This window comes from Paenibacillus sp. GbtcB18, assembly GCF_019091125.1.
Classification (GTDB): Bacteria; Bacillota; Bacilli; order Paenibacillales; family NBRC-103111; genus Paenibacillus_F; species Paenibacillus_F chitinolyticus.
Map to the genome: position 1 here is coordinate 794,875 of NZ_JAGXJX010000001.1, position 21,432 is coordinate 816,306.

Genomic DNA, 21,432 nt, shown 5'->3' on the forward strand with positions numbered 1-21,432 from the left:
CGTGGGTGTAAAAATTGTTGAAGGAAATTTAATGGAGGCCACCGAGGATATTATGGGTCATCAGGTAAATTGTATGGGGGTTATGGGGGCTGGACTAGCTAAATTAATTAAGCGTGAATACCCAGAAGTTTTTATGCAATATAAACAAACATGTAGTAACAAGGGAGAGTTATTGGGCCATTGTCAGATCGTACCGACAAAGAATGAAAAATGGATTGCTAACTTATTTGGACAATATGGATATGGAGTTCAAAAAAGACATACGGACTATATTGCATTGCGCGGAGCATTAAACGAATTAAAGTCTTTGGCCATGAAGTCGGGTCAGTCTATTGCTCTACCGTACAATATTGGTTGCGGTTTAGCCGGTGGAGATTGGGATATAGTAGGACAAATTATTGAAGAAGTTTTTATAGATTATGATGTGACACTATATAAGTTCGAATGAGAACATACAAAGATGTAAGTCCTGGATTGTAGTCCAAGCCTTTAATGCTAATTGTCACACGATACCAGTCGCCTACAATATAGTTGCATGCCCGTGTAGTCCTATACTACGAATATCGTTTGTAACTAAAACGTCTTCCGTATTACACTGACGTTGGTTCCAGGATAAACACGTCCACCACCAGGAGGGACAGCGTAAACTGTATTATTATCAGAACTGGACTCGTTTGCAAATATAGTAACAGGAAAATAAAAATCAACGCCTTGTGGTTATTACTCAATATGTTTTTGTCCATTCCTACTTGATTGATAGATCTTTCCATCTGTATCTTCGCTATAGTAATAAGTGTTTTCAGGTTCATCCTTAAATTGAACCGCAACTGCGTAATCATCAATACCAACAAATTTTTGCGCTTTAACTGTTTTGAATGTGTAATCCTTTGATTCGAAGCCCTTAGTTTTAAGATGTTCTACTGTTCTTTTTTCAAGAGATTGACTGATTGCCGTGTTAATTTTTATTTCACTTCCGTAGTAATCTCCAATAAAAAAACCTACAGCCAACATGAAGACAAATAACACAATAAGCCAAATTTTACGAATAGTTGCCACTCTCCTTGGTGGAATAGAATAAAAATTCGAATAGAGGGAGCTCTGTGAAACGAACTTACAGGGCTCAGAGACGGTTTTTGAAACGCAATCAATATACTATATATAGTAAAATATGTAAAGTTCTATATTGGTTAATGGGAAAATAAATTAATACATGGCTATTATATAAATAAAAACATGCGATACATGATAATCAAAAAGGCAAAGGAAGCAGGGCATAAGCCCTTGCTTTTTTTATTTTAGAGTGTTAATATTTCAATTACAGTTAAGTGTTCTTAGGTGGTTTTTTGGCAGGGCTCTTGGTAGGATTTCGGCAGGATTTCAGTCGGAAACCAGGTGATCTTAGCAGTAACAATAGGTCATCAGCGGAAAACGAAGATTGCCACAAATCCATTCATATCAAGGGTTTCGGCACCGAAACGACTGCTAAAGGTCACCAGTAGAACATACGAAATTGAATATTGAACCTTCGGGGTAGGGTGAAAGTCCCAACCGGCGGTGATGGGTACGCAAGTACCTTAAGCCCGCGACTCCCGGCTGTTACGGCCGGGACTGACTTGGTGAGACTCCAAGGCCGACGGTAAAGTCCGGATGGGAGAAGGTGAAAAGCAGCTTCATTAAAATTTTTCATTTTAATGAAGTCTGTTTGTCGATGCCCCCGTTGATCTTCCAGCGGGGGCATCGTCTCTTTTCGGAAGGTTCAATTCAAAACATTCCACAGGAGGTTTTTGAATTGGAGAATGCTTTAGGTCTTAACGGAAAGTCCGTATTAACGAAAGGAAAAGGGATTAACGGCATTTGGTATGTCGCGCTGGGCGCCACTTTGTGGGGGCTCGATCCGCTTTTCCGCATCCTGCTGCTGAAAAGCTTAACATCGGCGCAGATCGTATTCATCGAGCACCTGCTGCTCGCCTGCTACGCGCTTCCCGTCCTGATCCGGTACCGCGAACAACTGACCGGAAAGCTGACGTTGGCCGTTATCGGCGCGCTGCTGTTCATTTCGTGGGGCGGATCGGCGATCGCCACGATTTTATTCACGTCGGCGTTTGCTCATGGAAGCGCAAATGCCGTGCTGCTTTTACAAAAGCTTCAGCCCTTATTTGCGATTACCTTGGCACGCGTATTGCTGAAAGAAGCTCTGCCGGCCCGATTTTTTAAATACATCTTTTTCGCGCTTGCGGGCACGTATTTGCTGACGTTCGGGTTTCAATCCCCGTCGCTGGGGCTCAAAGATCTGGGTACCCTGAGCTGTCTGCTATCGATTCTGGCGGCAATTCTCTGGGGCGGATCCACGGTCATGGGCAAATATTTGCTGCAAAAAAATCTCGATTTCCCGATCGTAACTTCGCTCCGGTTTTTACTGGCCATTCCGCTGCTGTTTATCGTGCTGATGGCAAGCGGGGACGCCTGGCAGCTTCATAAAGGAACGGGCGAGTGGGCGCTCATTGTGGTGAACTTGCTGTTCCAGGCGTTTTTCCCGGGGCTGATCAGCATGCTGCTCTACTATAAAGGCTTGTCCTCGACCAAGGCGTTTCTCGCGACGATCGCGGAGCTGTCCTTCCCGGCCGTCGGTGTTCTGATCAACTGGCTCAAATTCGATCAGGCCCTGACAATCGGACAATTGGTCGGCTTCCTACTGATCTGGTCCACGCTGTGGTTTATGGGACGCACCCCGGAAAGTAAAGCCGCCGCGTCAGGCTCCAACGAAAAAATTGACGCTTCGACCGTTTAAACTTATCGAAAAGACTGCCTTATCGGCGGTCTTTTTTATATCCATCGAAAGCGGAACTCCACTTGTAGGATAGTAGGTAGGGACCGAAGGGGTTGAGGTTAGTGAACCTCAGGCAGCCATAGTCGGGAGTATAGCCGGATTTCCGGAAGGATGCTATGCTAAAATAAAATGGAGTACCATTATTTTACATAACCCTGCTAAGTGAGGTGTACGGAAATGAAGCGCCCGGATATGCTTGACGCGATTCACGCTCTTCATCCCAATGAAGCCAAGGGGCTGCTGCTGCAAATGCTGGAGCAAGCACAGCGTTACGACGAGCTTCCGGGGAAAGAACATGGCTTTCAAAAACAAATTTTAGAAATATGGAATGGACATTTGGACCGAAAACGGGCGGAGAACGAGGGAAGAGCAGGCCATGTCCACATTGTGATGGGACTGTCCGACGCGGAAGCTTTGAAGAGTACGCTCAGCAGCCTGGGCAGAAGGAAAGAAAGCGAGATCCTCGCGTTCAATGATTGTTTTTCCGAAGGGCCGATCCGGGGGCTGGAGACGGAGGAAGGGCGGAAGTTCCGGCTGGAATGGATGTCCGAGCGTTTCAAGGGGTATGGGTACGCCCAGTTAACAGGGATCCGGCACGGTTCAGAACTCATTCTGGAGGCTATACGCGCCTTACCCGCCGACAAGGACATTACCATCTGGACCGGTGATCACGCCCATGAGCAGATCGGGATGCGTCTAGCCCTGGCTGTCCTCCGCGATGCTCCGAATACCGTCTATATCGGCCATGTTTCGCAGTTGTATGCAAGGAAAGCCCGCCGATTCGACTCGGTGCCGCATTCTTACGCATTCGGTTTCCTTTCTACGGAAGCGATTGAAGAAATCGTGCGGCTTCATGAAGAGGAAAAGCGGCCTTTGAGGGTGCAGACAAGGGAAGCGTACATCCGGGAATGGGAAGAGCTGTCGGCTTCCGATGCGAAGCTTCATATCTGGTCGGACGGCAAAATAGTACCGGCTGCCGAGGAGAGTTACGACGAGGCGCTCGCAGCTCTTGTCGGTCAAATGCAGCGTGACGGCAGCGATGACGAAGAGGGGTTCGTCTCGGCCAGCCGGGTGATTATGGAAGCGCTGGAGAGCTGGGGCGGTGCCGTTATGGTCGAGTTTATCGAATACCGGCTGTGGACGTTGATCAGCGATGGACGGCTAAGGTTCAAAGGTGTGCCGGCTGCCATGCAGTCTTACGGAGTGGCGCTGGCCGAATCGCCTTGATCCGGAATTGCCGGATTCCGCAAAACTGAAACGGGCAGCATGAAGCGGCGTAACGACATGGGAGTCGGAGCGATAAGCTGCGATGCGGGGCATAGACGCCATGCGGGCCGGCTCCGCATCGCAGCCGCACAAACGCTGCACACCGTCTCCCGGCAGCAGAAAAAAAGCAGGTTCCCCTCATCGATCGGGAACCTGCTCTTTTTCGAGTGCGCTACTCGCCCTCGGCGTTTTTTTTCACTTCCGACGCTTTGATGCCGCGCATAATGCTGACCTCGACGCGGCGGTTTTTGGACCGGCCTTCGGTCGTGTCGTTTGAATCCACCGGCCGGTACTCGCCGTATCCGATCGAACGGAAGCGGCTCGGGTCGATGGCGTTATTTTCAAGCAAAATTTTCATGAAATTCAGGGCCCGCTTGGAGCTTAAATCCCAGTTCGAATCAAACTCCTTGTTGTTGATCGGCACATTGTCGGCATGTCCGGCAACTTCGATCCGGTATTTCGGGTATTGGCTCAGCATATCGGTCATGGCCCGGGCCAGAAGGCGCGATTCCGGTTTGATGACGGCAGACCCCGAGGCGAATAAAGCTTTGTCCTGGATGGTGATCATGAGCTGGTCGTCGTTCAGGGTCGTTGTCAGCTCGGAGCCCAGCTTGTTGTCCGTGATGTATTGATCGAGCTTCTGTTTAAGCTTCTCAAGATCGGCTTGCTCGGCCTCGTACTGCTTTTGAAGCGCTTCGCTTTCCGAAGGGTTCGGGTTGTCATGCTTCTTGAGCGCGGTACTGGAGTCCCGGTTCAACGGGATTTTGGCGGACGATTCGAACGTCCCGGTTCCCCCGGTAAAAGCGGAGTTCAAAGCCCGCATAATACTGTCGTATTTTTTCGAATCCACCTGGCTGGAAGCGAACAAAATAATGAACAGGGCCAGAAGAAGCGTCAAAAGGTCGGCATAAGGGATGAGCCAGGTCTCGTCGATATGTTCCTCGTGATGTTCTCTCCGGTGCTTTTTACTCATTGTCCATACCCGGTTGCTTCGAGGAAGCCTCATCTTCACGCTGGGAGCTTGGTACGAATACGAGCAGTTTCTGCTTGACGGCGGAAGAAGAAATACCGGCCTGAATGGATAGGAGTCCTTCCACCATCATGAGCTTCAGCGTGACTTCTTTTTTGGATTTCTGCTTCAGTTTATTGGCAATCGGGTGCCAGAGAACATAGCCGGAAAAAATACCGAGAAGAGTCGCGACGAACGCCGCGGAGATCAGATGGCCGAGCTTCTCGATCTCGTTCAGGTTGCTCAGCGCCGCGATCAGGCCGACAACGGCTCCCAATACCCCCAGAGTAGGGGCGTACGTTCCCGCCTGCGTAAAGATTTGAGCACCGTTCCGGTGCCGCTCTTCCATAGCCGCAATATCTTCCATCAACACCTCGCGTACGAAGTCCTGATCGTTGGCGTCGATAATCATCCGCATTCCGCTTTTAAGGAAAGGATCGTCGATATCGTTCACTTTTTCCTCGAGAGAAAGAAGGCCTTCGCGACGTGTGAGAGCCGTCCAGTCCGCGATCATGTTAATGAGATCTTTTTTGGGCATAAGCTTTTGTTCGGTGAAAACGATTTTTACCAGTTTGGGAAATTTTTTAAGTTCTTCGCCCGAAAATCCGATAAAGAGAGTGGCCGCCGTCCCGACGAAAATAATGAGCAGAGCGGCGGGGTTGACCAAAGCAGTCAGGCTGGCCCCTTTTAAAACCATGCCGACGCCTACGGCGATAATCGCCAGAATAATACCAATGATAGAAGATTTCTCCAAGATTTGCGCACCTCTTTGTTGTAGGTTGTATGACCTATATCGACAAGGGTACTCATAAAGTTAACAGTTATTTTCAAGTTCCCGCAAGTGTCACAAAAATCACACAAAAAGGCTGAAAATCAAGCTTTTTGGACGTTTTTAGATCGTTTTGAGAAGGGGTTTCCGTCCTGTCCGGCGAAGGGTTTCCGAATAATTTCGATTCCATTCGACATGACTGGCACTTCTAAAATTCAACCACTTTAAGGCGTAAAAGGAAAAATATACGCTTATTCTCATTCCGGCTTCCGATGATGCCCGGCTTTTTAGCGATGCTGTGTGAATGTTTCGATGTGTAAGGGCATGTACGCGTATATGAAGACGCTGCTCTTGGCATGATGTGCATAGCGGCATGACTTGTGCTAAAATCAGACTTTACCAAATCTCTTACAGCAGGTGTTTCCATGTTCAAGTTCTATTTGTTTCCGATTTCGTACGCTTTTCTGACGTTTCCGATTGCGGCGGTCCTGTTTACGCTTCCCTTTCTGATCGTCCAGTACCGGAAGTACGGATATGTACATTATTACAGGGCTTTGCTGCTTTACTTGTTTCTTCTGTACATGATGAATGCCGTATTTCTGATCATTCTGCCGCTTCCTCCGAGCATCCACAATACGCCTCCGGCGGTGGAGTCGTACGCCCAGTGGATTCCATTCCACTTCCTGGAAGATATCCTCAAGGAGACGGCCGTAGTGGCGGACCAGCCGCGCACCTATCTGCATCTGCTGAAGGAACGGGCGTTCCTTCAAGTGTTTTTTAACGTACTGCTGACGGTACCGTTCGGTATTTTTCTGCGGTATTATTTCCGAACAAGCTGGGTCAAGTGCCTATTGTTCTCCATAGGTCTGTCTCTGTTTTTCGAAATTACGCAGGTCACCGGTCTGTACGGGATTTACGATTACCCATACCGGCTCTTCGATGTCGACGACATTATGATGAATACGGCGGGGGGCATGATCGGCTATGTGGCGGCGGAATGGCTTTCTTCCCTGCTGCCGAAGATCGAATCGCTCGATGACAAAGTGGATTTGGCGGCCAAGCGCGTCACTTACACCCGCCGCGGGCTGGCGTTCCTGTTCGACTGGTTCGTGATGAGTCCGGTGCTTGCCATTCTGACTGTACTGAACGTACCGCTTCCTTATGCGGTGGGCGTTGTGCTGTATTTTATCGTGCTGCCTTATTTCTGGAACGGCCAGACGCTCGGCAAATGGATCGTCCGTATCCGTCTCACAGGCAAATCCGATAAAATAACGCTGTACGAACTTTTCGTCCGGTACGGGCTCTTGTACCTCTTCGTCGGGGGCCTGAACCAGTTGTACATCCGGGCGGGGATCGAGAATCTTCCGGATATCCTGATGGTCATCGCGACGTTTGCCATGTTCCTGTTTAATGCCTGGTTCGCTATTCACGTCCTGCGCTGTGTATTCAACCGCAACCGGCAGCTGTTTTACGAGAAGAAAAGCGGTACGCGGCACGTAATCAAGTAGGGAAACGGCAAACGCACGGAGACTCATCCAATCTTGCGTTTCCCCGGTTTTTTAAAACAAAAGCAGCCTCAGTCCTCTTTTATAAGGACTGGGGCTTTTTGCAGCGGGCTGAACAGGGCCGGTTTTCAGAACCGGAACCTGTTTTAACCCCGGGCGGATTCTTTTTTTCGGCCGAAACCGTTATATTTAAAAGAGAACTTCAATGAAGGCGCTTCCTTTTAATAGAAGCTTTGAAGCGGAGGAGCCGGAATGAAGAAACCCGTCGATTTCGGTATCGTGCTGAGCCGGTTTGACCCGGCTTGGCAGAAATGGCCGGATTACAGGCGGCGGTAAAATCACCAGCAGCCGCTTTGAGAATTTGACATCGGCGCAGGTGCCGGTACCGACAGCAGGCAAACGGAGGCAAACGATGTTAAAACCGAAGACGATCGAGGCCGATTGGGGAGGCCATCTTGTAAACCTGACCTGGATTGCTGCCGCAGCGCCTCCCGAAAAAGATGTCACGAGTGTGCATGGCGTCTGCTTTTACGAAGGCAAAATCGTGCTCGTCCGCGTCAAAACACGCGGTTATAGCTTGCCGGGCGGGCACGTGGAGCCGGGCGAGACACCCGGGGAGGCCCTGCGCCGCGAATGCCTGGAGGAAGCTTGCGCGGAAGGAATGATCCGTCCGGTCGGGATGATCGAGGTGAGCCATGAGAACAACCCGAATTTCGTTCCGGGCGGCAAGTATCCGCTCGTCGGCTATCAGGTTTTTTACCGGATGGATATCACCGCCTGCCATTCTTTCATCCGGAATAACGAGTGTACAGCCCGCATCTGGGTCGAGCCCGGGGAGCTTCCGCATGTGATCGAAGATCACGAGCTCATCCTCTGCGCCGTGGAAGCGGCTTTGAACTGCGGGCCCGTAAGCAAGCCACATGACGATTGAAAAGACGAAGGAGGAGAATGGCATGCCAGAGAAACAGAACGGACAACCCCCCGCCGTACTCGTAACGGGAGGGAGCACCGGAATCGGCCGGGGCATTGCCCTTGCATTTGCGGCGGCAGGCTACCGGGTCGCGATTACCCATTATCAGGATGGGAAGGCCGCGGCGTCAGCCGCCGAGGAGCTTTCAAGCTTATCGGGAGTCCTATGCGGAGTTATCGAAGGCGACCTGAGGAAGCTTGAAACGGCCGAAACAACCGTGCCGGAGGCCTTGCGAATCCTCGGCCGCCTCGACGTTCTCGTGAACAACGCCGGCATCGGGCTGTACGGCCGCATACAGGAGCTGTCCGCGGAAAACCTGGACAGCTTATACGGGCTGAATTTCCGCGCTCCGCTGCTTCTGATGCGGGATGCCTCCCGTCACATGATTGAGCGAGGCATTCGCGGTTGCATCCTGAACATTACCTCCTCGAGGGCCGAGCGGGCTTATCCGAAGGATGTCGCCTACGGAGGACTCAAGGCAGGTTTGAAGCGGGCGGCGGAAGCCGCCGCGCTCGATCTGGCGCCTTACGGAATCCGCGTCAACTGCCTCGCTCCCGGCGCCGTCCTTGTGCGGGAACCGGAGCCGGAGCTGGACAAGTTCGCCGAGACGGTCCCCCTGGGCCGGATAGGGCTGCCGGACGATATCGGCCATGCGGCGGTATGGCTGGCATCCGGGCAGGCGTCTTACGTGACCGGCGTCTCTCTGCGGATAGACGGCGGCTTGATTCTGCCGGGAATGCCCGAAGACGGCAGCGCATCTTGGAATCCGGGCGTATAACGGGCAGAGGTCCGCAAGACCGGCGGGTCAGTTAAAGACGCCCGAACCCACAATTTCCACGGTGACCTTCGGATGGAAACGGACGTTTCTATACTCCTGCAGCCAATCCATGGACTTCCACAATTCTGGATGGCGGGCCATCAGCCGTCTGCCGATTCCGAATGCGTCACAGCCGCTTTCCTGCAGCTTCTCGATCAAGGCTCCGGCGTCCTCGGTCAGGAGAGCGGACAAGTCTTTGTTCAGCCGGTTCACCGTACCCTTTTTATGCAGATGATCCTCGGCAAATTCCGTCACTCTCACGGGAAGGTTCAGATCCAGATAAACATCCACTTTGCGGTCCCGGACCTGGACTTTCAATTTGCGCTTGCTTTTCTTTCCCCCCGCATCGAACGTGATGTAATTCTCCAAGTTACTCCGGTCCCCCTCTTTAATTTTCCGCACAAATCTTGCCGTATCTTTGTGAGATCCCGAGAGAAGCGAGTACAGAATGGCTTCCTCCACGTTTAGGCTGCCTGTCATCCGCTGACCGTTAAACAGAGCGATCCCTATGGCATTGACGGTATTGCCGTCTTGTTTAAGATAGGGGAGCACGAAGTCCTGACCGGGGTCCAGCAGCAGCGTGAGCATCGTTTCCAGCGATAATTCGGGAAAAATGCTCATCTCTTCCAGGCTTTCGATTTTCCTTGTAATAAATTCGCCGATGAGAATGTTTCCGATCTGTTTCAGCCGCAGCATTTCGTTCGTGGACCCGTCCACGACGGCGATTTTAACCCGGGAAGTCGGATTGCGCGGGTCGCGGTACAAAATATCCAGGTACGGATACAAATCCTTTTCCGCTACGCTTTTACCGAGCAGCATGAAGCCGTACTTGAAGTACCGGATATCGCCGGTTACCTTGGTGCGGATGATGTCGCTCGTCTGCCTGACGGAATAACCGACGCCGGACTCGACCTCGTTCTTGGCCGAGCCCTGCTGCTCGGTTTGTTTGGACTCATCCACAACTTCCATCGTCTGCATCAGCCTGCCGTCGGGAGTGAGATCATACCCGGCTCCGTACCCGAGCCTGGCATTTCTTAAACTATCCTCATCCCAGCAGCCCGGCAGCACGGCGAGCAGGAGCAGCACGGTCCCGATACGTCCGGCCCGTCTCATGCGAGACCACCTTCTTTCTTCTTGAGTGCGTAAGACAGCAGCAGGAGCAGGAGCGGGAATCCGATGAGGAAAAAATAAGCCGACGCGTCGGCGATATACGAAAATAGCTCGAACTGCTCCTTCGTCTGCGGCAGATACGCGATGATACAAGAAATAATTACCGCAAAGGGCGCGGCTTTTTTATGGTCCTTATGCTTCAGCAGATGACCGATGCCGAATGCGGCGGCATAGCAATAGCCGGTCATGGAGGCTACCATGGAGATCATCCAGATGGGGAGGAACAGCAGATCCGCGCGGTCCATCGCCCCGAACGGCAGCGAACGCAGCAGATACATAACCGGCTCCGGAATCATGTTCAACTGCTGGGGACTGAAAACGGTCATGCAGGTAAATACCGTGAAGGCGTAAAACAAAACGACAAACCAGGTGCCGGCCGAAACGGCTTTCAGTTTGCCCGCATGATTTCCTTTTACAAAAGGATAAATGATGAGAATCAGCTCGAATCCGTACATGGCGGTTATCGTTTCTTTCGAGCTTACCACGATATTCCAGATTCCCGCCTCGTTAAGCGGAAGCAGATACAAGAGATTCGCGCGGTGTACACCGTATCCGATAAGGAACATCATCGGCCCGATGAGAAACGTGAACAGGATAAAGATGCGCGTAATGGTGCGAAACGTACCCCGGATCAAATAAACGCCGGTTAGCATAAACAAGAACAACACCGCCCAGCGCGGGGTGTTCTGGAGAATCCAGCGGTTGATGATATCGAACGCGCCCATCATGACGACGCCCCCGACCAGAAGGAAGTAGGCGACGTAGGCGGCTCCGATCAAAGCGCCCGCATATCGGCCCGTGATGGCGGATGCGATCCGGAACACGCTGTAGGAGGGGAACCGTTTCATCAGCATCCACATCATAACGAGGATTACCTGCAGGAAAACACCGGCGATCAGGACCGAAATCCAGCCTCCGCCTTTGGCGAGCTGGTGAAGACGGTACGGCAGCGACAGAATGCCGACACCGATCTGGAGTTTGATAATGAGCAGAAAAAGCTGGCCTTGCGAAATGGTGTCCTTGGGTTCAATCTTCATCCCGTTTCCAGCTCCTTGAGGTCGCCTCTTCTTGCTTCATGAATTTAGGATTGGCGTCATGGGGACGCGCGTTGAGCAGCCAAGAAGGGAAGCGGACAAACACATCCTTCATATCTTTTATTCTCAGCGGTGCGAAAGGAGAGAAGTAGGGCGTTCCGTAAGATTCCAGTTTGCACAAGTGGATCGTCAGAAGCATGAGACCGAAAGCGATTCCCACATATCCGAAAATCGAAGCGGCAATCATCAGCGGAAAGCGTAATATCCGCACGGCCGAGCTCATTTCGTGGGACGGGACAAGAAACGAGGCGATCGCGGTCAGCGAAACGACGATGATCATCGTGTAGGAAACGAGTCCGGCCTGTACGATGGCATCCCCGATGACCAGACCGCCGACGATGCCGATCGTCTGTCCGACCCGGCTGGGCAGCCGGATTCCCGCTTCGCGGAGCAGCTCGAAGATGAGTTCGAGCAGCATGGCTTCGACGATCGCGGGGAACGGCACGCGTTCCAGCGAGCTTTTGATCGTATGTACAAGCTCCAGCGGCAAAATATCCGGATGAAAGGAAACGGTCCCGATGTAAATGGCCGGGAGCGTGAAGGCCAGCAGGAAACTGAACATCCGAATCATCCGGACAAAAGAACTGACGATCCAGCGGCCGTTATAATCGTCCGGCGATTGGTAGAAGGCGAAGAAGGTGACGGGAACGATAAGAACGGTCGGACTACCTTCCGTAAGAATCGCGACGCGTCCTTCCATGATATTGGATGCGGTCCGGTCCGGGCGCTCGGTGGCCAAATGCTGGGGGAACATAGAGAACGGGTGATCCTCCGTCATCTCCTGAATAATTCCCGTGGTAAGCACGGTGTCGGTGGAAATGGCCCGGATCCGTTCCTCGACTTCCTGAACGAGCTCGGCATTGGCGATATTTTTCATATAAACGAGAGCTATCCGGGTTTGCGTATGCGTACCGGCCTTATAGTAGCGTACCGTCAAGTAAGGGCTTGCAATCAGCTTGCGGATCAGAAACAAGTTTACGTTCAGAACTTCGATGAAGCCGTAATGCGGACCCCGGATCACGCCTTCGTTCTGGGGTTCTTCCACGCTTCGTTTGCAGATCGCTTCGGTTGCCAAAATATAAAACCCCTGAAGACCCTCCAGAAAATACACGCATTTTCCCTGAATCAAAGCCTTGACGGCATTATCCAGTGCAGTTTCACGGATCGTTTCCAAAATATGAAAGGATTTGTCCGGCTCTTGGCCGGTGTTCTCGTGCAGAGGCTGAATCACATGAAGCTGTATTTTGTCCTGATCCACGAGGGATTCAAGGTAAACCAGCATTCCGTCCGTTCCGTCGAAGGGGAGAGGTCTCTGCTTCATATCTTCCGTATGGCAGAGACTCTGCTGAAGATAACTGATATTGATGGCAATGGAATCGGAAGCCTGAAGGGGATTTTCCGGTTCCTGGGGATTTTCACCCGTTCCTGAGTTCCGGGCAGCCCGGAGAAGCTTGCGATAGAGACTCATGCAATACACACCACACCTTTGGATTGGATACCCCTAATGTGTTCAAACGGGATTGCCATTATTCTCTACGGGAGGGGGAAAGCGGTACATTCAGCCTTTCGCACAGCCGGTAGACACAGTACGCGCCTTTCAACTGATGCAGATTCATCCGCTCCAAATACCGGAGCGAATCGCGGGCGATGGTTATGGCCGCTTCGAGATTGTCAGGATCGAGAAGGCCGATCGCTTTTTTCAGCTTCGCGAGCTCCTGCGAATAAACGGCCTGCCGGAGCGTGTGGATCAGCCGGATTTTGCGCACCTGCAGGCGGTTGAAAGTCCGGTAGCCGTTGGCGGGATTCCGGTTGGCGGTGATGAGCCCGGTCTTCTCCCAGTGACGGATAGCGGAGCGCGGGATGCCGGTTTCTGCCGACACCCGGCCGATGCTTTGGCCGTCCGGGTCCTGCGGTTCCTCAGCCGCTGTGGCTTCCCCGCTTTCCAGATAGGCGAGCGTGTCGTCGGCTCTCCGCTTGTCCCGGAAGAGAGCGGCTTGCGCTTCGGTCATGCACCAGAGGGCGGATGCCCACTCTCCTTTTTGGAGCCGGCGCATGACTTCCGCGGTGATGTCCATGCCGAAGCCGGGCGACATCGCCTGAATGCACTCGAAATAAGCCGCATGCAGCTCTGTGTATGTCCGGTGACCGGAAACGGTCCGATCTGCGGGAGGGACGAGTCCGGCGGCTTCGTAATTTCTTAAAGCACTTGTGCTGACGTGCAGTTTTCGGGCGATATCGACGGGTCTGAATTTCATGGGAATGACCTCCTCAGCAATCTAAACCTTCAAGTAAGCTTATAAGTATTCTATCAAAAAAGTGCGATTTTCATAGGATTTAATTGTTGAAAACTTACAATTCGCATGCATGTTATACAATGAACATGAGAGTACGGAGAGCCGGAGAGTTTAATAAAGCTAACCGGCGGGAGAGGAGCGGATTGATGATGTTTGAAGAAGAATTTGAAAGACAGATCCGGAATTTAATAGACAAAGGCTACCCCGGTTCCATGGGATTGGAGGAAGCGTCTTTCCGCGAGCTTCTTGCCCCGTTAAAAGAAAGAGCCGCCAAGCGGATGCGGGAAGATTTCAAGACGGGAGAGGGCAGCCTGCTTTTCGTTCTCGTTCTGAGGTCCGGGACAATTCCACGGGATGAGATGATGCGGCGGGTGGAACGCAGCGGGAAAAACGGCTTCAGCGTCATGGAAGCCGAAGATCTCGCGAGGTTCGAACCTATCGAGGGCGTGGAGCTTCCCGAAGGAGAAGCATACTTGCTTCTGGACGTGGATACGGGCTCGGAAACGCTGAACCGGACGCCGAATGAAGCCATGAAATCATTTGCGGAATGGAACCGTTCTCCGCTGACGATCGAGGAGGGAATTGCCGTGATTACCCATTTCCCGGACGTTTTGCAGAAAAATCACGGGTTTTCTTTATGCGGCTCCAGATGCGGCGACCGGAGGGTAAGCGCGCTGTGGATTAGCGGCGGCAAGCCGAAGCTGGGCTGGTGCTGGGCCGGCAATCCCCATACTTGGCTGGGATCGGCCTCCTGCGGAGCGAGAATTTGAACGTGAAGCCTACGTTTCGGATGCCGTCCTGACCGATACAGGTCAAGAAGATTCCTAACGCGGCGCCGCGGGTAATAAGGGAGGATTGTCCTTTAACCCGCCGTGAATAATAAGCTTTGCATAAAAACGGGTACAACGTGGCAAATTACAATCACTTCACTTATACGAATAACGGAGGGATACGTATGTCAGCGGAATCATTTTTGCAAGCGGTCCGGGAAAGACGCTCTATTTATTCAATCAGCGGAGAATCCCCGGTTTCGGACGACAAGATTGTGGAAATCGTGAAGGAAGCGGTCAAACACACGCCTTCGGCCTTTAACTCCCAAAGCGCGCGAGTGCTCGTGCTTCTCGGTGAGCAGCATCATAAGCTGTGGGATATCGTCAAAGATATTCTTCGTACGATCGTCAAGGAAGAGCAGTTTGCCGCTACGGAACAGAAGGTAAACAGTTTCCGCAGCGGTCACGGTTCGGTTGTGTTTTTCGAGGATATGTCTGTCATCGAGGGTTTGCAGGCGCAGTTTCCGAGCTACCAGGACCATTTCCCGAACTGGTCCCAGCAGTCAAGCGGCATGCTGCAATATGTCATCTGGACGGCGCTGGAGAGCGAAGGGCTCGGAGCGACGCTTCAGCACTACAATCCTTTAATCGACGAGAAGGTAAAAAGTACCTGGAACCTGCCGGAATCGTGGAAACTGATCGCCCAGATGCCATTCGGCAAGCCGACCTCGCCTGCGGGTGACAAGGAATTTAAACCGCTTGAGGAACGGGTCAAAATATCCAAATAACACCGGAAAACGCGACCTAAAGCCCCATTTCTTCGGCAGAAATGGGGCTTATTCTGTTACTGACACGTTTACAGTACCTTTTTTTATCCTAACCCACATAGATGTGCCTACTTCCCAGAACGGAAAATATGAGACATAATTACTTTGAAGTCAAGATAATTTCCGATAAGAAGGGAAGAATTCAATTATGGCAACAGTCCTATACATTACGGCTCACCCGCACGATCACCAAACTTCTTACAGCATGGCGGTAGGAAAAGAATTTATCGAGGCGTACCGCGAAGCGAATCCGTCCGATGAAGTGATCGCCCTTGATCTTTACAACTCGGATATTCCGCAAATCGACGCGGACGTATTCAGCGGCTGGGGCAAGCTGCGCTCCGGTTCCTCGTTCGACCAGCTTTCCGCTTCCGAGCAGGCGAAAGTTCAGCGTCTGAACGACATCGTGGAGCAGTACATTGCGGCCGACAAGTATGTTTTCGTATCCCCGATGTGGAACTTTTCGTTCCCTCCGGTGCTTAAAGCCTACATCGATGCCATCTGCATCGCCGGCAAAACGTTCAAGTACACGGAAAACGGCCCGGTCGGCCTGTTGACCGACAAGAAAGCCATTCATATCCAAGCAAGCGGCGGCGTCTACTCCGAAGGTCCTGCAGCGGGCTTCGAGAGCGGCCACAGCTTCCTGAAAAAAATCATGATGTTCCACGGCGTACCTTCTTTCGAAGGCATCTTCGTGGAAGGCATGGCGGCTACGCCGGATAAAGCTCCGGCGATCAAAGAAGCGGCTATCGCCAAAGCGAAAGAAGCGGCGAAACGCTTCTAATCGCTCCCGGCGGGAAGCCGGAGCGTCCGGCCGGGAACGGCCCGGCCGGCGCAGCAAAAATAACCTCCGTTTCCCTGTCAGGGGTGGAGGTTATTTTTGCTGCGCGAGCTCAGGCGCGAGGCGTCCCGCGTCCGCGGCAGGCCGCACACGCCGCGCGAGACGCCGCATCGCGCGGCGCGGAACTGCGCGCTTACGCGGGCGTGGCCGAGGCGACCGGGCGGGGCGCTACGGTCTGGCCGAAGCCGCCCGGCTTTCCGCGTCTGCGGCGGCTTCCGCGTTCCGCTGCTTCATATGCTCGACATGGGCCGCGCCCCAGACGTGCATGGAGTGGAGGATCGGCTCCAGGGTCCGGCCATACTCCGTGATGGAGTATTCCACCTTAGGAGGAACTTGCGGATATACGACCCGCCGGACGATGTCCTGTTCTTCAAGCTCGCGGAGATGCAGGGTCAGCATACGCTGGGTAATATCGGGCATCAATCGTCTGAGCTCGTTGAACCGCAGCGTGTCTTTGCTGATTAAATGTTGAATGACTAGAGGTTTCCATTTGCCGACAATCATGTCCAGAGCCACGACCACTTTACACTGCTCGGGGATAATTTCCATGGGACGGCCTCCTTTCACGGTACCTTTTTTATTACTATAGCATATCTTCGCTTCTACTGCCTCAAGCCCCGCATATAAGGCTATGCGCATGTACACTTGACACCGTTAGGCCGCTAACACTACAATGGGTAGTGGAAGGGGGCGGCCTCGTGAAAATTCATACGTTTAAAACGAACGAAAGCGGGCTTAACCGGTTTTTCGGACCTCTGGAAGCCAAGATCATGAATATTTTGTGGGACGGGCCCGAGATGGCGATCAAGGATGTCCAGCATGCGCTGGAACGCGAGAAGCTTGTGAACTTCAACACCGTTATGACGGTCATGAACCGGCTTTTGGATAAAGGAATCTTGTCGAAAAGAATGGACGGGAGGACATCGCTTTACAAGCCTGTCCAATCCAGAGACGAGTTTCTCGAATGCCAGTCGAAAGAATTGACCCACGAGCTTATGGAGGAATTCGGATCGTCTCTGGTGGTCAACCATATGCTCGATGCCCTGGAAGAGGTGGATCCCATGCTCATTGAGAAGCTGCAACAGAAAATCTTGGATCTGCGGAAGGACAAGTAACATGTGGCAGTCCCGGTCCAGATTCATTTTCCGTTCGTCGGTTTTGATTGCGGGCGTTGTCCTGTTTCAGATGACCATGTATGCCCTGCATGTCCTGTTCGGTATCCGAATCGGGTTTAACGTGCTGAATGTCTGCACCGAATGGATGCGTTCGAAGGGGATTTTCTCCATTGCCCATCTGCTCGACGCCTTTGTGATCGGCACGTTCGTGTACAGTATGTGGCAAATCCTTCGGCAGTTCGTCCTGTCGCGGAGAATTTTCGCCAAGCTGGGCGCATACCGGCACACGAAGCTGTCTGCGGAGTTGAACCGCATGTATCCCGAAGCGCGGGGAAACATAGTCGTAGTCGTGTCGGACGAGCCGATTGCGCTGACGATGGGATTCGGCAAGCCGGCGGTCGTCCTGTCCACCGGACTCTTGGATATGCTGGAGGCGAGTGAGGCGGAGGCCGTTATCCATCATGAGCTGCATCATCAGCAGACGGGAGATCCGCGCAGCATGTTCTTTCTCTCGTTATTGGCCTCGGTGCTGTGGTATCTTCCCGTACTGAAATGGTTCCACCACCAGTACAAAATCGCGAGGGAGATCCTTGCGGACAATTACGCGATTTCACGCCAAGGCTCTTCCCGCGATCTCGGCAGCGCATTGCTGAAACTGCTCCGCAGAGGCGGTACGGTTGCCATGCCATTCGCATACGCATCGTTCGCGGATACGTCGATCAATTACAGAATCAGAAGAATCGTCGATCCGGAATCCCCGATTTCATTTCGCCCGCCATTGACACCGACCATGATTTCCGGTTATGTGCTGGTTGTCATGACGTGGCTTTTCGTCCAGATCTTGTTCTGAAAAAAATTTTTAAGCACAGACACTACAATCCGTAGTGTTCTTGCGACCATAAACACTACAAGATGTAGTGTAAAACCAAGGAGGAAATTAAAACATGAATTCACTTAACAAATGGCAGTATGGAGCGTTTATTTTACGGATTGTTCTCGGTTTGATCTTTCTCGTTCACGGCTATCAGAAATTTGAAGGCGGACTGAGCGGTGTCGCCGGATTTTTCGGCAGTCTCGGTCTTCCCGGGTTTATGGCGTATGTGGTGGCGGTTATCGAGCTGGCGGGCGGCATCCTTATGCTGATCGGGCTTGGAACGCGCTGGATTGCGGCGGCATTTGCCGTTATCATGCTGGTGGCGATCTTCACGGCGAAGCTAAGCCTAGGATTCACGGGAGGCTATGAGCTGGAGCTGGCGCTGCTCGGCATGTCCCTGGGCTTGTTCTTTACGGGCAAGCAATTCCTGGCTTTGGAAAACGTGTTTTCCCGCGGCAAGGCGAACGCCTAGTAAGAAGGAGCTGGCGGCAGACGCGCAGTAAGTATGCACAGCGATTCGCAAGGCCGGTGTATAAAACGAAACCCACAGGGCTATCGGGCTCTGTGGGTTTTTTTCGAAAATTTCCATACCCCATAGACACTGTGAAAATGAATTGTAAAGGTTTCGTAAATAAAAGCATATTCAAATCACCGCTTCTGTTGTAAAATCGGAATTATGTTTCAAAAAGGCAGCAAATTTTGGCATAGCCTTTTGCGGGAAGCAGAGGCCGTTCCTAAAATCGGAAGCGGCCGCCAACTTTACCACCACCAAAGGGGAGAGTCATCATGAAGGCAAAGAAAGCAGTGAGTCTGACTGTATCCGCTATGCTGTTATTCGGAACCGTTTTCACAAGCGGACGGGCTGCGGCGGAAACGGCTGAACCGGCCAATCCGGCCAAGGCCGACACGGAGATTTCCATTCTGGGAACCTCGGACATTCACGGACGTTTCATGCCGTGGGATTATGCGCTGGACGGGCCTAATACGAACGGAAGTCTGACCCAGCTTTTCACCATGATCAAAAAAGTGCGGCAGGAGAATCCGAACACGGTTCTCGTGGATGCCGGGGACATGATTCAGGACAACTCCGCGGAGCTGTTCAACGACCAGCCGAAGTCTCCTATGATGGTCGCGATGAACGAAATGAATTACGACGCCTGGGTCATGGGTAACCATGAATTTAATTTCGGGCTGGACGTATTCAAAAAGATTACTTCGCAGTACAAAGGGCAGATGCTCGGCGGCAATATTTACAAAGACAACGGCGACAGATTTCTCCCTGCGTATACCATTATCGAAAAAGCGGGCGTGAAAATCGGTATTATCGGGATGGACACCCCTATGACAGCCGAGTTTGAGAAGGGAACCGACCATCTGGACGGAATTCAGTTCAAAAATCCGGTGGAAGAGACGAAAAAAGCCGTAAAAGAGCTGGAAGGCAAAGTCGACGTGATGATCGGCCTCATGCACATGGGGATCGAGAACGAGAACGGCGTGCCGGGAACCGGTGTCGCGGACGTCGCCAATGCGAATCCGGAGCTGGCCGCGATTTTCGCCGGACATATGCATAAGCTGGTCAAATCAGAGACCATTAACGGCGTTCTTATCGCCGAACCGGACAAGTACGGTACCCATGTTTCCCGGATCGACCTGACCTTCACGGAGAAGGACGGGAAAATGGTCCTTAAGGACAAGAAAGCGGCGGCTCTCCCTGTCAAGGACGCAAGCGGAGTTACAGTCGTTTCCGATCCCGAGCTGGAAAAAACGCTGAAACCGTTTCACGACTTTGCGCGGGCGGACGCCAATATCGAAGTGGCTCAATTGAAAGGCATGAACCTCGTTCCGAAGAACGAGATTGAAGGCATTCCGAGCGTACAAATCCAGGAGACGCCTTTATCGGACTTTTTCAGTGAAGTGATGCTTCATTACAGCAAGGCCGACGTAGTCGCGCACCAGATCGACAACGACAAGGCGCGTCTGGATATCGGGCCGATCAAGAAGAAAGATATCGCGTACAACTACCAGTTCGCCCTCGGCGAAATTACGGTTTATAAAGTAACGGGCAAAGATGTGAAGGATTATATGGAATGGGCGGTAGGTTATTTCAATTCCACCCGTCCGGGCGACGTGACCGTCAGCTTTGACAAAAAACGGCGCGCCTCCAAATACAGTACGAACGATTTCTTCGGCGGGGTCAAGTACGACATTGATTTGACGAAGCCTTACGGCAGCCGCATTACGAATCTGCGTAAAATGGACGGCACTGCCATCCGGCCGGAAGACAGCTTGAAGCTGGGCATGAACGCTTACCGTATGGACGCGCTGAAAGCGAAGGGCGGCGCTTTGGAAGGCCGCAGCTTCGAACAGCTCTGGTCGTCGAAAGATGCGACCGCCTTCGGTGAGATGGGCGGAACGATCCGCAGCCGCGCGATCGCTTACCTGAAAGAAGTGAAGAACGGGGTCTACGAGCCGCAAGTCCAGAACAACTGGAAAATTATCGGTGTGGACACGACTTCCCCCGAGCGGGCCGATGTGGTCGAGCTGATCAATTCGGGCATCCTGCCGATACCGAAGACGGAAGACGGCAAGTACACAAACGTCGAGTCCATCAATATCCTGGACGCCGTTACGAAAGAAGAAATCGCCGCTCTTGCCGGAAAAGCCAAGGTGGACGTAAGCCTGTTCGACGGCGTTCAAACCAAAGGCGAATTTTACCGCAAGCTGAACGCCGCGGTTAAAGCGGCCGGAAACGGCAGCGGAGAACCGACCGCGCCTCAGCCGAAGCCTGAGCCGAAACCGGAACCAAAGCCGGAACCGAAACCAGAACCAAAACCGGAACCGGCCGTTAAGAAGCAGGCGCAAGTGACGTCCTACTTCCTGAATGTGCGGACAAAGGCTTCCGCGACAGCGAAAATTATTACCGCTGTTCCGAAAGGGACGATTCTGGAAGTGCTCGGCACCAGCTACGGCTGGGTGAAAGTATCCTATAAAGGTAGCATCGCTTATGTTTACGGCGAGTATGTGAAGATGCTCCCGTAACGAATGCAGCAGTCCGGCCTCGTGGCCGGGCTGCTTTTTTTTGCGGCTGCTTTGCATGCTGCGCTTGGACTTAGAGTTCACTCTAATCCGTAGACTTACCTTTGTAAGCCTGCTCGGAGTTCGTCTTCATAACCTTATACGCCAGGGCAGGACTCGGTGGGGGTAATTGACGGAGCCGGACCGGACGTGCAACAATTTTCGGTAGGAGATTCCGCCGCCGTCCTTTTAGCAGCACGCAGTTGCAG

Annotated in this window: 21 protein-coding genes and 1 riboswitch; of the genes, 13 read left to right on the plus strand and 8 right to left on the minus strand. The window is 52.4% G+C overall.

The window, feature by feature from the left end; translation table 11 throughout:
- The first annotated feature begins 1 nt into the window (after position 1).
- Positions 2-448 carry a macro domain-containing protein gene (locus tag KVT34_RS03670; RefSeq protein WP_217556730.1) on the plus strand — a complete coding sequence of 149 codons (447 nt, stop codon included), beginning with the start codon at positions 2-4 and terminating at the stop codon, positions 446-448.
- 272 nt (positions 449-720) lie between these two features.
- On the opposite strand, the gene KVT34_RS03675 is transcribed toward KVT34_RS03670, so the two are convergent.
- Positions 721-1,056, minus strand: a complete 336-nt coding sequence (locus KVT34_RS03675; RefSeq protein WP_217556731.1) for a DUF3139 domain-containing protein — start codon at positions 1,054-1,056, stop codon at positions 721-723.
- Between the two features lie 461 nt (positions 1,057-1,517).
- A riboswitch (FMN riboswitch) is annotated at positions 1,518-1,663 on the plus strand.
- 126 nt (positions 1,664-1,789) lie between these two features.
- Between KVT34_RS03675 and KVT34_RS03680 the strand changes: the two genes are divergently transcribed.
- Positions 1,790-2,788 carry a DMT family transporter gene (locus KVT34_RS03680; protein ID WP_217556732.1) on the plus strand — a complete coding sequence of 333 codons (999 nt, stop codon included), beginning with the start codon at positions 1,790-1,792 and terminating at the stop codon, positions 2,786-2,788.
- Between the two features lie 216 nt (positions 2,789-3,004).
- A complete protein-coding gene (locus KVT34_RS03685) occupies positions 3,005-4,054 on the plus strand; it encodes a DUF1835 domain-containing protein (RefSeq protein ID WP_217556733.1) in 1,050 nt (349 codons plus the stop codon).
- A 211-nt stretch (positions 4,055-4,265) separates the two neighbouring features.
- Here KVT34_RS03685 and motB read toward each other — a convergent pair whose 3' ends face one another.
- Both motB and motA read right to left on the minus strand, forming a co-directional pair.
- A complete protein-coding gene (gene motB / locus KVT34_RS03690; protein ID WP_217556734.1) occupies positions 4,266-5,066 on the minus strand; it encodes a flagellar motor protein MotB in 801 nt (266 codons plus the stop codon).
- Positions 5,059-5,856, minus strand: coding sequence for a flagellar motor stator protein MotA (gene motA, locus KVT34_RS03695; RefSeq protein WP_217556735.1), 798 nt, complete (start codon positions 5,854-5,856; stop codon positions 5,059-5,061). The genes motB and motA overlap by 8 nt, the downstream gene beginning before the upstream one ends.
- A 440-nt stretch (positions 5,857-6,296) precedes the next feature.
- Between motA and KVT34_RS03700 the strand changes: the two genes are divergently transcribed.
- From KVT34_RS03700 to KVT34_RS03710, 3 genes are all read left to right on the plus strand, one after another.
- Positions 6,297-7,379 (plus strand): VanZ family protein, encoded by a 1,083-nt coding sequence (locus KVT34_RS03700; RefSeq protein WP_217556736.1) that lies wholly within the window; start codon positions 6,297-6,299, stop codon positions 7,377-7,379.
- A 409-nt stretch (positions 7,380-7,788) separates the two neighbouring features.
- The gene (locus tag KVT34_RS03705; protein ID WP_217556737.1) at positions 7,789-8,307 is read left to right on the plus strand and encodes an NUDIX domain-containing protein; all 519 of its coding nucleotides are present in this window, start codon (positions 7,789-7,791) and stop codon (positions 8,305-8,307) included.
- A gap of 22 nt (positions 8,308-8,329) precedes the next feature.
- Positions 8,330-9,124: an SDR family NAD(P)-dependent oxidoreductase gene (locus tag KVT34_RS03710; protein WP_217556738.1), complete on the plus strand. Its 795-nt coding sequence runs from the start codon at positions 8,330-8,332 to the stop codon at positions 9,122-9,124.
- Positions 9,125-9,151: 27 nt separating this feature from the next.
- On the opposite strand, the gene KVT34_RS03715 is transcribed toward KVT34_RS03710, so the two are convergent.
- The 4 genes from KVT34_RS03715 to KVT34_RS03730 are packed head-to-tail and all read right to left on the minus strand — an operon-like array spanning position 9,152 to position 13,682.
- Entirely contained in the window at positions 9,152-10,276 is a 1,125-nt protein-coding gene (locus KVT34_RS03715) for a Ger(x)C family spore germination protein (RefSeq protein ID WP_217556739.1), read from the minus strand.
- Positions 10,273-11,370 (minus strand): GerAB/ArcD/ProY family transporter, encoded by a 1,098-nt coding sequence (locus tag KVT34_RS03720; protein ID WP_217556741.1) that lies wholly within the window; start codon positions 11,368-11,370, stop codon positions 10,273-10,275. The genes KVT34_RS03715 and KVT34_RS03720 overlap by 4 nt, the downstream gene beginning before the upstream one ends.
- On the minus strand, positions 11,360-12,895 hold the full coding sequence (locus tag KVT34_RS03725; protein ID WP_254634515.1) for a spore germination protein: 1,536 nt from the start codon (positions 12,893-12,895) through the stop codon (positions 11,360-11,362). Before KVT34_RS03725 ends, KVT34_RS03720 begins: the two co-directional genes overlap by 11 nt.
- A gap of 58 nt (positions 12,896-12,953) precedes the next feature.
- Positions 12,954-13,682: a MerR family DNA-binding transcriptional regulator gene (locus KVT34_RS03730; RefSeq protein WP_217556742.1), complete on the minus strand. Its 729-nt coding sequence runs from the start codon at positions 13,680-13,682 to the stop codon at positions 12,954-12,956.
- 185 nt (positions 13,683-13,867) lie between these two features.
- Between KVT34_RS03730 and KVT34_RS03735 the strand changes: the two genes are divergently transcribed.
- The 3 genes from KVT34_RS03735 (at position 13,868) to KVT34_RS03745 (ending at position 16,102) form a co-directional block, all read left to right on the plus strand.
- Positions 13,868-14,491 carry a DUF5701 family protein gene (locus KVT34_RS03735; protein WP_217556743.1) on the plus strand — a complete coding sequence of 208 codons (624 nt, stop codon included), beginning with the start codon at positions 13,868-13,870 and terminating at the stop codon, positions 14,489-14,491.
- A gap of 185 nt (positions 14,492-14,676) precedes the next feature.
- On the plus strand, positions 14,677-15,279 hold the full coding sequence (locus KVT34_RS03740; RefSeq protein ID WP_217556744.1) for a nitroreductase family protein: 603 nt from the start codon (positions 14,677-14,679) through the stop codon (positions 15,277-15,279).
- A 187-nt stretch (positions 15,280-15,466) separates the two neighbouring features.
- Complete coding sequence (locus KVT34_RS03745; protein ID WP_217556745.1) at positions 15,467-16,102, plus strand: FMN-dependent NADH-azoreductase; 636 nt, start codon at positions 15,467-15,469, stop codon at positions 16,100-16,102.
- 225 nt (positions 16,103-16,327) lie between these two features.
- Here KVT34_RS03745 and KVT34_RS03750 read toward each other — a convergent pair whose 3' ends face one another.
- Entirely contained in the window at positions 16,328-16,708 is a 381-nt protein-coding gene (locus KVT34_RS03750) for a winged helix-turn-helix transcriptional regulator (RefSeq protein WP_042227503.1), read from the minus strand.
- A 149-nt stretch (positions 16,709-16,857) separates the two neighbouring features.
- On the opposite strand from KVT34_RS03750, the gene KVT34_RS03755 reads away from it, so the two are divergent.
- The 4 genes from KVT34_RS03755 (at position 16,858) to KVT34_RS03770 (ending at position 21,187) form a co-directional block, all read left to right on the plus strand.
- Positions 16,858-17,274, plus strand: coding sequence for a BlaI/MecI/CopY family transcriptional regulator (locus tag KVT34_RS03755; protein WP_217556746.1), 417 nt, complete (start codon positions 16,858-16,860; stop codon positions 17,272-17,274).
- Between the two features lies 1 nt (position 17,275).
- Positions 17,276-18,124: a M56 family metallopeptidase gene (locus KVT34_RS03760; protein ID WP_217556747.1), complete on the plus strand. Its 849-nt coding sequence runs from the start codon at positions 17,276-17,278 to the stop codon at positions 18,122-18,124.
- Positions 18,125-18,218: 94 nt separating this feature from the next.
- Entirely contained in the window at positions 18,219-18,620 is a 402-nt protein-coding gene (locus tag KVT34_RS03765; protein WP_042227499.1) for a DoxX family protein, read from the plus strand.
- A gap of 314 nt (positions 18,621-18,934) precedes the next feature.
- The gene (locus KVT34_RS03770; RefSeq protein ID WP_217556748.1) at positions 18,935-21,187 is read left to right on the plus strand and encodes a 5'-nucleotidase C-terminal domain-containing protein; all 2,253 of its coding nucleotides are present in this window, start codon (positions 18,935-18,937) and stop codon (positions 21,185-21,187) included.
- Positions 21,188-21,432: the final 245 nt, after the last annotated feature.